Source organism: Azospirillum oryzae, assembly GCF_900177515.1.
Classification (GTDB): Bacteria; Pseudomonadota; Alphaproteobacteria; order Azospirillales; family Azospirillaceae; genus Azospirillum; species Azospirillum oryzae_A.
Map to the genome: position 1 here is coordinate 581721 of NZ_FXAK01000009.1, position 13108 is coordinate 594828.

12 protein-coding genes and 2 pseudogenes are annotated in these 13108 nt (G+C 64.8%); 7 read left to right on the top strand and 7 right to left on the bottom strand.

Translation table 11 applies throughout. The features are described from left to right. Nucleotides 1–94: 94 nt before the first annotated feature. The 3 genes from B9N97_RS31140 to B9N97_RS31150 are packed head-to-tail and all read right to left on the bottom strand — an operon-like array spanning nucleotide 95 to nucleotide 2669. Nucleotides 95–700 (bottom strand): thioesterase family protein, encoded by a 606-nt coding sequence (locus B9N97_RS31140; protein WP_085091669.1) that lies wholly within the window; start codon nucleotides 698–700, stop codon nucleotides 95–97. After that, complete coding sequence (locus B9N97_RS31145; protein ID WP_085091670.1) at nucleotides 697–1698, bottom strand: L-carnitine dehydrogenase; 1002 nt, start codon at nucleotides 1696–1698, stop codon at nucleotides 697–699. The genes B9N97_RS31140 and B9N97_RS31145 overlap by 4 nt, the downstream gene beginning before the upstream one ends. A gap of 41 nt (nucleotides 1699–1739) precedes the next feature. Further along, nucleotides 1740–2669 carry a 3-dehydrocarnitine:acetyl-CoA trimethylamine transferase CdhC gene (locus B9N97_RS31150; protein ID WP_244561026.1) on the bottom strand — a complete coding sequence of 310 codons (930 nt, stop codon included), beginning with the start codon at nucleotides 2667–2669 and terminating at the stop codon, nucleotides 1740–1742. Between the two features lie 156 nt (nucleotides 2670–2825). Between B9N97_RS31150 and B9N97_RS35380 the strand changes: the two genes are divergently transcribed. The 7 genes and pseudogenes from B9N97_RS35380 to B9N97_RS36610 form a co-directional block, all read left to right on the top strand. Then, complete coding sequence (locus tag B9N97_RS35380) at nucleotides 2826–3830, top strand: GlxA family transcriptional regulator (RefSeq protein WP_167393436.1); 1005 nt, start codon at nucleotides 2826–2828, stop codon at nucleotides 3828–3830. A gap of 443 nt (nucleotides 3831–4273) precedes the next feature. After that, nucleotides 4274–5449, top strand: a complete 1176-nt coding sequence (locus B9N97_RS31160) for a zinc-dependent alcohol dehydrogenase (protein ID WP_085091671.1) — start codon at nucleotides 4274–4276, stop codon at nucleotides 5447–5449. Nucleotides 5450–5467: 18 nt separating this feature from the next. After that, nucleotides 5468–6079, top strand: a complete 612-nt coding sequence (locus B9N97_RS31165; RefSeq protein WP_085091672.1) for a hypothetical protein — start codon at nucleotides 5468–5470, stop codon at nucleotides 6077–6079. A gap of 93 nt (nucleotides 6080–6172) precedes the next feature. Then, the gene (locus tag B9N97_RS31170) at nucleotides 6173–7351 is read left to right on the top strand and encodes an SMP-30/gluconolactonase/LRE family protein (protein ID WP_085091827.1); all 1179 of its coding nucleotides are present in this window, start codon (nucleotides 6173–6175) and stop codon (nucleotides 7349–7351) included. Between the two features lie 117 nt (nucleotides 7352–7468). After that, a complete protein-coding gene (locus tag B9N97_RS31175; protein ID WP_208621325.1) occupies nucleotides 7469–7738 on the top strand; it encodes an IS6 family transposase in 270 nt (89 codons plus the stop codon). A 12-nt stretch (nucleotides 7739–7750) separates the two neighbouring features. Continuing rightward, nucleotides 7751–7882 (top strand): annotated as a pseudogene (locus tag B9N97_RS36025) (DDE-type integrase/transposase/recombinase); the annotation flags it as partial. A gap of 210 nt (nucleotides 7883–8092) precedes the next feature. Next, nucleotides 8093–8346: pseudogene (locus B9N97_RS36610) on the top strand (IS30-like element ISAzs27 family transposase); the annotation flags it as partial. 169 nt (nucleotides 8347–8515) lie between these two features. On the opposite strand, the gene B9N97_RS31180 reads toward B9N97_RS36610, so the two are convergent. The 4 genes from B9N97_RS31180 to B9N97_RS31195 form a co-directional block, all read right to left on the bottom strand. Then, on the bottom strand, nucleotides 8516–10015 hold the full coding sequence (locus B9N97_RS31180) for a DUF6880 family protein (protein ID WP_167393437.1): 1500 nt from the start codon (nucleotides 10013–10015) through the stop codon (nucleotides 8516–8518). Beyond that, entirely contained in the window at nucleotides 9931–11082 is a 1152-nt protein-coding gene (locus B9N97_RS31185) for a hypothetical protein (RefSeq protein WP_143266940.1), read from the bottom strand. The genes B9N97_RS31180 and B9N97_RS31185 overlap by 85 nt, the downstream gene beginning before the upstream one ends. Before the next feature lie 294 nt (nucleotides 11083–11376). Then, complete coding sequence (locus B9N97_RS31190) at nucleotides 11377–12018, bottom strand: hypothetical protein (protein WP_085091675.1); 642 nt, start codon at nucleotides 12016–12018, stop codon at nucleotides 11377–11379. A 289-nt stretch (nucleotides 12019–12307) separates the two neighbouring features. Then, nucleotides 12308–12802 carry a Ros/MucR family transcriptional regulator gene (locus B9N97_RS31195; RefSeq protein WP_085091676.1) on the bottom strand — a complete coding sequence of 165 codons (495 nt, stop codon included), beginning with the start codon at nucleotides 12800–12802 and terminating at the stop codon, nucleotides 12308–12310. Between the last annotated feature and the right edge of the window lie 306 nt (nucleotides 12803–13108).

The window sequence follows — 13108 nt, forward strand, 5'->3', positions numbered from 1 at the left end:
GGGCGGGCCGGAAAGGGCGAGACGGCCGGGGGAAAGGGCGGCCGGATGGGCGAGCAGGCAATGGTGCCGGAAGGGGCCGGGCGGGTGCGTCGGATCAGGTCGGCATCGGCGCCTCCCGGTGGTTGGCCCGCCGTTCGGCCTGCCGTTCGGGGGGCGTCCAGCGGCCGGGCAGGGCGGGGGCGGAGTCGAGGTGGGCGGCGGCGATCCGCCGGATGCGGGCGCGGACGAGGGCTTCGAAAGGCATCGCCTGCGGGTTCGGCCGGTCCGCGGATGGACCGACCGATAGCAGGACCAGTTCGGTTTCGGCTATCGGATCGGACGCGCTCTTCCCGGCGCCCGACGCGGGCAGGCGGTGCATGCGATGGACGACCAGCAGGCGCTTGGCGTCGGCACCGGCAATCCAGGTCCGAACCTCCAGCCCTTCGCCCTGGTGGACCTCCAGCAGGTAGCGGATGCGGGCGTCGACGGTGTAGAGCGACCGGCCGGTGCGTTTGCGGTAAGCCGCGTCCATTCCAAGGGCGTCCATCAGCGCGTCGGTCGCATGCCCGAAGATCAGCACGTAATAGGCCTCGCTGAGATGCCCGTTGTAGTCCACCCACTCCGGAATCACGCTGGTCCGGTGCAGGCGCAGCGGGGTGACGATGGCCGGCGGTTCGGCCGTCCCGCCGTTTTCCGTTCCGCCGTTCGCCGTCCCGCTCATGGTGCGGGCACCGTCGCCGGGGCCTGGATCCGGTCGCGGCGCAGCGGCTCCAACACCTCCAGCAGGCGGATCAGGCAGTCGTCGCGCCAGCGTTCCAGCGCCTTCACCGTCCAGCCGTCGGCCTGGGCGGCGGTCCCTTCGACCATCCGGTCGCGCAGTTCGCGCGTCAGTTCCGGGGCGATCAGCTTGGTCCAGGGCAGCTTCAGCGCCGGGCCGAACTGGTCGAGCATGTGGGCCATGCCGCCTTCGCCGCCGGCGAGATGGAAGGTGAGGCAGGTGCCCATGAAGGCGTAGCGCAGGCCGGGGCCGTAGACGATGGCGTCGTCCAGCTCCTCGGTGCTGGCGATCCCCTCGGCGACCAGATGCAGCGCCTCGCGCCACAGCGCCTCCTGCAGGCGGTCGGACAGGTAGCCTTCGACCTCCTTGCGGACGCGCAGCGGGCGCATCCCGATGCTGCGGTAGAAAGCCGCGGCGGTGTCGACCGCGGCCGCCGCGGTGCGGTCGCCCGGCACAATCTCCACCAGCGGCAGCAGATAGACCGGATTGAAGGGATGGCCGATCACCACCCGTCCGGGATGGCCGCAGTCCGCCTGGATGCGGCTCGGCAGCAGGCCGGAGGAACTGGAGGCGATCACCACCGTGGCCGGGGCGGCCGCGTCGATCTCGGCCAGCAGGCCGCGCTTCAGGTCCTCGCGCTCCGGTGCGTTTTCCTGGATGAAGTCGGCGGTGGCGGCGACCTCCGCGACCGAAGCGGCGATGCGCAGGCGGGCAGGGTCGGCACCGACGGCAAGGCCGCGGCGCTCCAGCGCCGGCCAGGCATTGTCGACCGCGACGCGCAGGGCCGCCGCGCCGGCCGGGGCGGGGTCGTAAGCGACCACGTCCAGCCCGTGGGCCAGCGCGCGCGCCGCCCAGCCGCTGCCGATAACGCCACCGCCGATCAGGCCGACGGTCCGGATGGTGCCGCGCAGGGGGGCATCGTTGGGCTGTGCAGTGCTCATGTGAGGATCGAACCCGTGTAGTGATGGGATGAAGAGCGGGATCAGGCCGGATGGCCGGCGTCGCCGAGGCCGGCAAGACCGAGAATCCCGCGGGCTTCGGCCGGGGCGACGACGCGGGCGCCGAGCCGTTCGACGATGCCGCATGCCCGCTCCACCAGGTTGCCGTTGCTGGCGAAGACGCCACGGTCGAGATACAGGTTGTCCTCCAGCCCGACGCGCACGTTGCCGCCCAGCAGCACGGCCTGTGCCACCATCGGCATCTGCATGCGGCCGATGCCGAAGCCCGCCCACAGCGCGCCGTCCGGCAGCATGTCGCGCATCGCCATCATGATGCGCGGTTCCGCCGGCGCGCCCCAGGGAATGCCGAGGCAGAACTGGAAGAGGGGCGGGCGGTCGAGCAGCCCCTCCTTCAGCATCTGCTTGGCGAACCAGAGGTGGCCGGTGTCGAACACTTCCAGCTCCGGCTTGACGCCCAGCCGCTGGATCAGCGCCGCCTGGGCGCGCAGCATGTCCGGGGTGGAAACATAGACGAGCGAGCCGTCGCCGAAATTCAGCGACCCGCAGTCGAACGTGCAGATCTCCGGCAGCAGCGCGGAGACATGGGCGGCGCGCTCCTCGGCCCCGACCAGATCGGTGCCGGTGCCGAAGCGGGTCGGGGCGTGGTCGGGACCGATGTAGAGGTCCCCGCCCATGCCGGCGGTCAGGTTGATGATGACGTCGGTGTCGCTGGCCCGGATCCGCTCCACCACCTCGCGGTAGAGGGCCGGGTTGCGGCTGGCCCGGCCGGTCTCGGGATCGCGGACGTGGATGTGCGCCACGGCGGCGCCGGCCTGCGCCGCCTCGACGGCGGCCGCCGCGATCTGTGCCGGCGTGACCGGGATCGCCGGATGCTTGCCGACGCTGTCGCCGGCCCCGGTGACCGCGCAGGTGATGATGACCTGCCGGTTGATGTCATCGACTCTCTGTGTCATGGCTCCGCGCCTCTTGCTGGCTGGATCGGTGTGTGCGGCCGAAGGAAAGGCGGCTGTTTCGTCCTGTTCGCCAATGCTAGGCGAACGGATGGTTTCCGCTTGATGCGAAGCGCCGTTTGCATGACAGAATACGTCACGTCGGCCGGGAGATCGGGCATGGAGGCTACGGCAATGGCGGAAACGCGGCATGTCGGCTTTCTGCTCCTGCCGAAATTCTCGATGCTGGCCTTCACCTCGGCGGTGGAGCCCTTGCGCGTCGCCAACCGCTTGGCCGATCGGCCGCTCTATCGCTGGACGATGATCGCCCCCGCGGCCACCGTATCGGCCAGCAACGGGATGCGCCTGCTGGTCGACCACGGGCTGGACCGGCCGCTGCCCGATGTCGAGGTTCCGGATCTGCTGATCGTCTGTGCCGGCTTCGACCCGGCCGAGGCCCGTGGCCTTCCTGTCACGGCCCTGCTGCGCCGGGCCGAACGGCGCGGCGCTATCCTCGGCGCCATCGACACCGGCAGCTTCATCCTGGGCTGGGCCGGGCTGCTCGACGGCTATGAGGCGACGGTGCATTGGGAGTGCCTGGACAGTTTCCGCGAACAGTTTCCGCAGGTGTCGGTGCAACCCTGCCTGTTCGAGATCGACCGACGGCGGATGACCTGTGCCGGTGGCACCGCCGCGCTCGACATGATGCTGCATATGATCCGCCTCGACGCCGGCTACCGGCTGGCGACGGCGGTGTCGGAGCAGTTCATCCATGCGGGCATCCGCGATTCGCACACCGACCAGCGCCTGTCGATCCCGTCGCGCTACGGCATCGCCCATCCCAAGCTGGCCCGCGTGATCCGGCTGATGGAGGAGCATCTGGAGGAGCCGCTGAGCCTCGATGGGCTGGCCCTGAGGGCCGGGCTGTCGCTGCGCCAGCTCGAACGGCTGTTCCAGGGCGGCTTCGGCCAGTCGCCGCAACGCTACTACGTCGCGCTGCGGCTTCAGCGTGCCCGGTCGTTGGTCCGTTATTCGACCCAGCCGCTGGCCGAGATCGCGGTGGCCTGCGGCTTCCAGAGCTACGAGCATTTCTCGCGCAGCTACCGCCGCAGTGCCGGGCTGTCGCCGCAGCAGGACCGCCTTACCGCCTACCGCGCTACCGACGGGCCGACCATCAGCCGGTGAGCCAGCCGTGATCTTGCCCCTGGGCACTTCCTGGGGTTCTGACGGGCGTCGCGCCAAGTCTGGCATGTTGCGAAGTTGCGCGCCTCGTCTCGCGCCCGGCAGAACCGTGCCGCACATTTTTATCGGCAGCGACGGCTCCGGTGCGGAGTTTTCGTGTGGGGCGTGACGGCGGCCTTGCGGCGGCCTTGTCCCGCCGGCGTCGAATGAGGACCTCCCATACCTCGCCCTCGTCGCCGACCGCCCTCCACGGGCCATCAGCGGGAAGCTCCCGGCGTCACCGGCGCGGAGGTTCCCTGAGGAACCATCCCTAGGAACGTGGTCCGGCCCGCTCAGGTTTGAAGGTTTGCAATCCGACAGACCACCCCCGCTGAGAACTGCCCTTCGGTCCGGAGCATTCCCGGAAACGCAAGGCTCTGCACCTTGGCAGGATAAAGGAGGAAAGCATGCGAGCCTTGGTTTGGCACGGCAAGGAAGACATCCGGTGCGACACCCTCACCGACCCCGAAATCGAGCAGCCGCGCGATGCCATCGTCAAGGTGACGAGCTGCGCCATTTGCGGCTCGGACCTGCACCTGTTCCACAACTTCATCCCGGCGATGCTGCCCGGCGACATCATGGGACATGAAATGATGGGGGAAGTCGTCGAGGTCGGGCCGGAAGCCAAGCACAAGCTCAAGGTCGGCGACCGAGTGGTGGTTCCGTTCACAATCATCTGCGGCGAGTGCGACCAGTGCAAACGCGGCAATTTCTCGGTATGCGAGGCCACCAACCGCAAGAAGTATCTTGCCGACAAGGTCTTCGGCCACCCCACGGCAGGTCTGTTCGGCTACACGCATCTGACCGGCGGCTATCCCGGCGGGCAGGCCGAATATCTCCGCGTTCCCTTCGCCGACGCGACGCACATCAAGGTGCCGGATGGAATCCCGGACGAGAAGGTTCTCTTCCTCGGTGACATCTTCCCGACCGGCTGGCAGGCCGCCGTCCAGTGCGACATCCAACCGACCGACACCGTTGCGATCTGGGGCTGCGGTCCCGTCGGTCAGATGGCGATCCGCAGCGCCGTCCTCCTCGGTGCCAAGCAGGTGATCGCCATCGACCATCTGCCGGACCGCCTGGAAATGGCGGAAGCCGGCGGTGCCGTCACCATCAACTTCGACGAAGAGAGCGTGGTCGAGCGACTGAACGAGCTAACCGGCGGCCTGGGGCCGGAGAAGTGCATCGACGCCATCGGGATGGAAGCCCATGTTTCGCCTTCCATGCCGGATACGGTCTACGACCGCGCCAAGCAGATGCTGGGAGCCGAAAGCGACCGGCCGCACGTCCTTCGCGAGATGATCTACGTCTGCCGGCCGGCCGGGGTGATTTCAATCCCCGGAGTCTATGGCGGGTTGGTCGACAAGTTCCCGATGGGCCAGCTGATGAACAAGGGGCTGACCATCCGGACGGGCCAGACGCATGTCAACCGCTGGACCGATGACCTTCTGCGCCGCATCGAGGAGGGACAGATCGATCCATCGTTCGTCATCACCCACACCGTGAGCCTCGAAGAGGGACCCGAGATGTACAAGGTGTTCCGCGACAAGCAGGACAGCTGCATCAAGGTCGTCCTGAAACCCTAAAGATCGGGGAGAGAAGACGTGACTTACAGCATCTCGAACATCGCCCGGTCCAAGGGCGACCCGAAGGTTCTCCATTCCGGCCCCAGTTCGCTGGGAGCCGCCGACCGCATGGCCAGGGCACTCGGCTGGTTCAGCATCGGGCTCGGCCTGGCGGAGCTGATCGCGGCGGAGCGCATCACCCGGGCGCTCGGCATGGAGGGCAAGGAAACCCTGGTACGGGCCTATGGCGTCCGCGAACTCGGGCACGGCATCGTCTCGCTCTCGCCCGACAAGCATCTCGGATTGTGGAGCCGGGTGGCCGGGGACGGGCTCGACATCGCCACCCTAATGACGGCCATGCGGCATGACAATCCGAAGCGCGACAATGTCGGGATCGCTCTTGCGGCGGTGCTGGGGGTGACGCTGCTCGACATCATCGGCGCGCAGGGGGTGACGGCCCGCCATCGCCGCCCCTCCAGCCAGCTGCGCTCCTACAGGGATCGGACGGGCTTCCCGCGGGGCGTCCAGGCGGCGCGAGGCGCAGCCAGGGATTTCAAGGTGCCTCCCGACATGCGGGCCGCACCGGCCCTCGCAGCGGTGTCCGATCGTGCCACTCAGGAGAAGGCGCAGGAGAAGGCACGGCCGCACTGAACCATCGACGACACGGGCGGCCTCCGAGCGGCGTTCACGCCGTGAGACGGCCGCCCCATCCCACACGACCATGGCCACGCGATGGAAATGAACATGCAACGGCTCGCAACGGTGACCCTGCTTTTCGGAACGCTCCTGGCCGGCACATCCGCCTGCACATCCATGGCGCAGCAGAGTGCTGCACCATCCCAGGGAGCGGCGCATCTGCAGCAGGTCGCCAGCTTTGAACACCAGGTGACCGGAGTGACCGTTTCGAAGGATGGGCGCATCTTCGTCAACTTCCCGCGCTGGACGGAGGATGCACCGGTCTCGGTCGCCGAGGTGACGCGCGACGGCCACATCAAGCCCTACCCGGATGACGCCTGGAACTCCTGGCGCAATGCCAGGAAGAACCAGATGTCGGCCGGGGATCACTTCGTGTGCGTCCAGAGCGTCGTCGCCGATGCGCACGGCAATCTCTGGGTCGTCGATCCGGCCGCGCCGGCCACCGCGCCCGTCGTGCAGGGCGGGCCCAAGCTCGTCAGGATAGATCTGAAGACGAACAGGGTTGCCCAGGTGATCCGCTTCGACGAGACGGTCGCACCTCAGGGCAGCTACCTGAACGACGTGCGGTTTTCACCGGATGGACGGCATGCCTATCTGACCGATGCCGGGGCCAAGGGTGCTCTCGTCGTCGTGGACCTGCAGAGCGGCAAGGCTCGACGCGTCCTTAACGGCCACCCGAGCACCCAGCCGGAAAAGGATGTGGTGGTGAAGACCGATGGGCGGGAGTTGCGCCGGCCCGACGGGCGCGGGGTCGAATTCGCCGCCGACAGCATCGCGCTCTCTCCTGATGGGCGCACGCTCTATTGGAAAGCGCTGACCGGCCGGACTCTCTACCGGATCAAGACGGATGCCTTGGAAAACCCACGCCTGTCCGAGAAGGACCTCGAAGCCCGCGTGGAGCATGCCGAGACCGAGCCGACGGACGGTCTCTGGATCGATGGGCGGGGGCGGCTTTATCTGAGCGCGATCGAGCAGGACGCGGTGAAGGTCAGTGACGGGGACCGCATCGCCACCCTGGTACAGGACAAACGGCTGCGCTGGCCCGATACCTTCTCGGAGGGACCCGACGGGACCATCTACGTCACCAGCTCCCGCATTCAGGACATGAGCTGGTTCAAGCCCGAGACCGGCCCGCGCCTCGAGACGCAGCTGTGGCGCATCGAGCCTGGACAGGACGGGAAGGGCCAGAACGGGAGGGCGACCGGCCCGGCCGGGCAGCCCCAATGACCCCGACGGAGCGGTGACGGGAGGCCGCCATGACGGGGGGCTGGAGCAGGGACTTGGGATGCTGCTGAGGTGCTGTCAGGTTGCCGACTTCCGGATTGGCATGGCAGGGTGCCGGGCATGAGCACGACGCCCAATCTATACCGCGGCTTTCGTTTTCCGGCGGCGATCATCAATGAAGCGGTGTGGCTGTACCACTGCTTCAGCTTGAGGCTGCGGGAGGTCGAGTTGATCCTGGCTGCGCGCGGCATCGAGGTCAGTTACGAGACCATCCGCGAGTGGGGGCTGCGCTTTGGCCTGGCGTTCGCCAACACCCTCAAGCGCCGTCGGCCCCGACCGGGCGACAAGTGGTTGCTGGATGAGGTCTTCATCCGCATCCGCGGCAAGTAACATTATCTTTGGCGGGCGATCGACCAGAACGGCGTTGTCCTCGACATCCTGGTCCAGAGCCGGCGCAACAAGAAGGCGGCCAAGCGCTTCTTTCGCAAGCTGCTGAAAGGGTTGGGTTACGCCCCGCGCGTCATCGTCACTTGATAATCATCAACTTTGACGAACGCTACCCTTGGCTTGATTGCCACTGGCGCAGGACGTGAAATTTTGCGTTTGTAGAACTATGCGATATCGCATGTTGGTAAACATATTTCCATAACACAGATTATGTGCCGTTTTGTTGTAGGCGGGGTAGGTTCTATTCTGAAGTGCAACTTTCTTGTAATCACAGAGCTTTACCGGTTGTGACCGCTGATGGGTGAGCATTACTCGCAGATTAATTTCTCCGAGCACCATCACATCAACCATGCGCAATGCCGATGATGGCGATCGCCGAGGCTGTGGATCGTCACCACTCGACCATCCACTGGGAAATCCGGCGCAATTTCTGTCACGATTTGTTCCCGGATCGTTGGAGCCAGGAGTACCAGGGCCACTTCTGCACCTACACCCAGAGGTATGTCCGGAATCGACGTTCTCCTTGTCAAATGAAACCAACGCTCAAGCCGCATCCGGTCGCTGTCGAACCCAATGCCGATGACGTGCTGGAAGGTGGCTACCGCCTGGAACACGGCCAATGCCGCCGCCGTCGATGGTGCACTCGCTGATCGCGTGGGCCGAACATTTCGCAAGCCATCGTAGAGGATATTCGCCACACACGGGATCGAGTTTGGCCCCCTACCCTTTCCAGTTCAGTCCAGCAGCCTTCATCAGGTTCCAGAAGGTCCGTTTCTGCCGGTGGCGGGCGACGATCCGCTCCCGGTAGGCCTCCTGAGATAGATGATCGATCCAATCACCAACAGCCGAAGCCAATCGCTCGGCCGCGACGAGATCACGGACAGCGTGCTCGTACTGTGTGGATTGTGCCCGCGCCAGAACAACGTCGCCCATGCACCGGTAAAGCAGGGTGGCGGCAAGGGGGTGATTGGCTTCCAATGCTTGGGCGGCAGGCCGTAAACTGGAATAGTGATCTCCGTTCAACTCGCTGATGCGGGTAAGCACGAGGTTCGCCGCCGCATCCAGATCGAGAGTGATCAGCAGGTTGAGCGCGGTATGGGGCTCGCGATGCTGGCGGGCCATTCCCACCGCCGCCGCGCGCACCCGTTCATGCTCATCGCTTGGCAGATGAGCGAGGTACGCGCGCAGGGTATGCTCGGAAAGGCTATTGGAGAACATCCGCCAGCGCACCGCTTGGGCATCACCTTGGCGTCCGAGGAGTTCCAGCAACCGAATGTGGAGGTCATCGACTTCCCAGCGTCGGTGACCTGGAACCGCCGCCGCTTCCACTCGGGTCAAGGCGTCGGCGACGCGCCCTGCCTCAATCAAGCGCTCGCAGATGTCCTTCAGGGCCTGATCTTCGGTTCCGGCGAGCCGATGGGCGGCAACGAAGCTGTCGACGTCTCCGCGGGCATCGGCGATCTGCTGGAGCCCGCGGATCAAAGGCCACGTCCTTGCCTCCCGCTCTTCAGCCCGGCAGCGGTCTAGATCTTCGCGGATCATGCGCTCCAGTTCGCTCAGACCTTCCTGCCCCAATGCCTCCGTAAAGGCGCTGACAACACCACCATGAACGCCATAGCCGTCCCCATTGAGAATGTCGAAGACCTCATGCGCCAAGTGAACTTGGTCACGGCCAGGCAGCACTGCCCAGGCTGCTCCCAGATCGTCGACCGCCTGCTTGATGACGTCACCGATCATGCCGTCGGAATCGTCGGACCGATCAAATACATTGGCGTCGAGCCGGATGAAGCGGTCGAGCAGTTGAATAGCTGCCTTCGGCTGCCGTGGCAGCAGGTCCCGGACAATGGCATCACGGATGCGGTCGAGGTCGGCGGCCAGAGATGAACTTTCGCGGTAGCCGTAGAACCGGCGATCACCTTCAATCCGCTCGAGTTCATCGCACAAGGTGTGAACCAGCTGATCGCCGCTGCTGCGTGAAGCGAGCGCGAGCCGTAACGCTTGATGCAGCCCCACATCCCAGCAAGCGTGCCCAACCAGGATCTCTGCCAGACGTCGGGCGCCCAGAGCCTCGACAGCCGCGACCGAGATTTCCTGCTCTACCCCTGGTGCCACGTCCCAACCCTTTTCGAATTGGCTCAGTTCGCGGCTGCCGGTGCCAGCATTCCGCGCTGGAGCACATCCCTCAATGCGGTTCGCATGTGTTCCCGTCCTGTGGAGCATGGTTCCGCCACCATTGCCTGTAGCTGTTCCCAAGCCCAATCCTCACGACCGATCCGCCTCGCTGCCGCCATCAGATGACCAACCGCAGCATGCAGGTCTGTAACGATCGGATCATACCCACCGCCAGCCAAAAGACTGCGCAGCGCGCTCACCGCGACCTGAACGGCGAAATCAGGCTCCCGTTCGACATTGTCTCGCACGGCGCGGATCAAGGTCGCCGGTTCGGCACTCATCGACCTGGCACACTCCAGCGCGATGTCGAGGAAACCAGCGTCCTTGGCCGCCGCGAACCACTTGCCCGCGTCCCCGCGGGTCTGAATGAGGTCGAGGAGGAGCTGGCGCTTGTCCCGACCGGGGTAGCTGCGCACAGTGTGGCGATAGATCGCCAAGTAGGTAGATCCCACACCGGTGCGGAGTCCATAGCGCTGGTAGGCCTCGTCTGCCCGCCCCGATCGGAGCAAAAGCGCCTCGCAGAAGCGGTCGATGGCCCTCTCATCATAGCTGCGGAGCTTTGGATCACGGCAACCATCTGCGTAGGCGATGGCGGCATCAACCAGCCCCTGGCGTGCCAGCGCCTCGGCGCCGAACCAATGATCCGACCAGAAGCGATGACGGGACGTCGCGAGCAGATCCAACAGGTCACCATACCGCCCGACCTCGAGCAGACAAGACAAACCGATTGTCCCGCCGATAAGATAGCCGCCGGGCACGCTATCGGACCAGACCCGTTGCAGGGACGGCGTGAGAAGGTCGGCGTACTCGTTCATAAGTTCGGGATAGACGGCGATCTCCCCCCAACGCTGCTCAACCGGGAACAGATACTGCACTCCGTCATCAAGTACAGCTTGGTACAGGCGCTCCAGCCATTTGGCGCGGGTTTTGGGATCGGCCGGTGCCATAATTAGGACCGGAATCAGCACGCCGAGTGCCTTGTTGACAGCGCTACCCAAGGCACCCGAGGAGGTATCGATTTGCTCGAAGGCGGGCCACAGCCGCTCCATAAGCGCGAGGGCGCCCTCCCCCGCCACCAACGGATTGGACTTGCCGACCGTCTTGATCTCGGTCACAGCCTCCTTCAAGCGCGCAGCAGCAGTTTGAGACCCGCGCCATCCAAAAGCGCGTGCTCGGAGCTTCGTCTTGAACGCCCACTTGTGGCCGCCAGCCATGTCCGCTCCTGCCTGTGGGGGAACCGCAGCCTGTGATGGAGTCACACGGCTTGGCCTGTACTGGTGGCCAAGGGTAGCTCAGCCACCGGCGACTGATCAACCCTGCCCCTCCCACTCTGAAGCGTGCTGCTCTCGTCGTCCACTGCAGGCAAGGCGCGGTCGCTTCCGGACGGCAGAATTGCTAACGGCATCCTTTCACGTCTCGCGGCTGTCTGGTGCAGCCAGCAGAATACGTTGGGCAAATTGCGTATCGGGATGGCTCAGCATTGCCGCAGCATCCCCGCTGTTCCAGCAGCGCAGCCCCTGAAGCTTCTCCACACAGGCGGTCGCCGCTTCCCGCGTCAGAAACTCGCGGGGCAGACGTTGTCCAGTCAACAGATGCGTGATCACCCAAATCGCAGCCTGATCATCGGCCACTCGTTGGTCGACCCCGAAGGCGCCGCAAACCTCACCGGACAGCATGATGGTTATTACACCCTCGCCGCCGGCGGGATCGACGGCGACTGCCTCGTAGGTCGCTGGTGTCCACTGCCAGCTCCCAACACGATCAGCGTTGCGCCCAAGTGTCTTTGCGGGGTCGATCATCGTGGTTTCGGGGGCGGTCGGCTCGTGGCGTGCGTTCGCTCGAGGGCTTGGCGGATCCGATTTGCGGCGGGTGTTGCGGTTGGACAATGACGCCTCTGAAGGCCAACGCACGATCGCCCGCACGGCTGACAGAGCATCCTCATTGCGCTGGAGCGGGAAGTACCGACGCAGTTCGGCCACAGCGGCCCATTCACCGCCGGCTTCGAACGCCTGGCGGATGGCTGACCGCTCCTCCTCACTCACGACAAACATTGCCTCTCCCTACCGCCTGGGGGCCGATTGTGCCCTGAGCCCCTTCCAAGTTACAGCGATTTAGGGCAATCTGGGCATTGTCATCAATTGGCTTATTGGCTGACTTTGGCGGGCTTCTGGACATCTTTACGGCCGAACCTTGCCAGAACACCTATGCCGACGTTCTCAGCGTCTTCTGGTGTCGGCACGCAGCCAGGGGGGCAGCGGCACCGGAGCACCAACTGGGCTCCGAAGCCGCCACCGACCGTCATCGACGCCCTGCCCCATCATGAGCCGCGCTTCCCGTGCGTTATGCCGCGGACTTTTTTCGACCCTTCTTGGCAGGCGAAGGCTGCGGCGCCGCTACCACCGGCTGCTCGTTGCGCTCAGTGTTTGGTTGTATAGTGCGCAGGCGTCCCAGTCCGTGAGCCTTTGCCAATTCTGATCGCTGTGCGGCGTAGTTGGGCGCAGTCATTGGGTAGTCGCTTGGCAGGCCCCATTTGGCTCTATACTCGTCAGGCGTCATGTCGTGTTCGCTCCCCAGGTGCCGCTTGAGCATCCGGTTCCGCTTACCGCATTCCAGGCAAGTGATCGCATCCGGAGCGACCGACCGGCGGATCGGCACCGCAGGTGCTTGTCTCTCCTCTTTGATCTCCTTCCGCTGCCCCGCTTGGTTCAAAGCGCCATAGACAGACTGGATCAACTCAGGCAGAGCGGCGGCTGGGATCGCTTGTCCACGCACGTAGGAAGCAGTGATTTTGGCGGTCAAGGCAACGAGCTCTTTCTGGTCCGCATGCGCGCTCATTCAAGCACTCTCCAACGTCACATAGAGTCAGGTGTTGATAGTGCTCTCTAAATTGAATTATGTAAACACAGGCTGCATAATATATTTTTCCTTTTAGAAGTACCAAGGCGGCTCTTACCTCTGATGACCAGCGCAAGCGCCACTGAAGTGGGCCAAGCTGTTTACAATCAGGCAAAGCATGGAAGCTACCAAGGCGCAAAACTGCATTGGGTATTTATTTAATTAGCTTCCTGCTATATGGCTGATGTCATTGGCGCACAGCTTCCGCTCTACCCATCAGGTGATTCCACGAATAGGCGCGGTAGG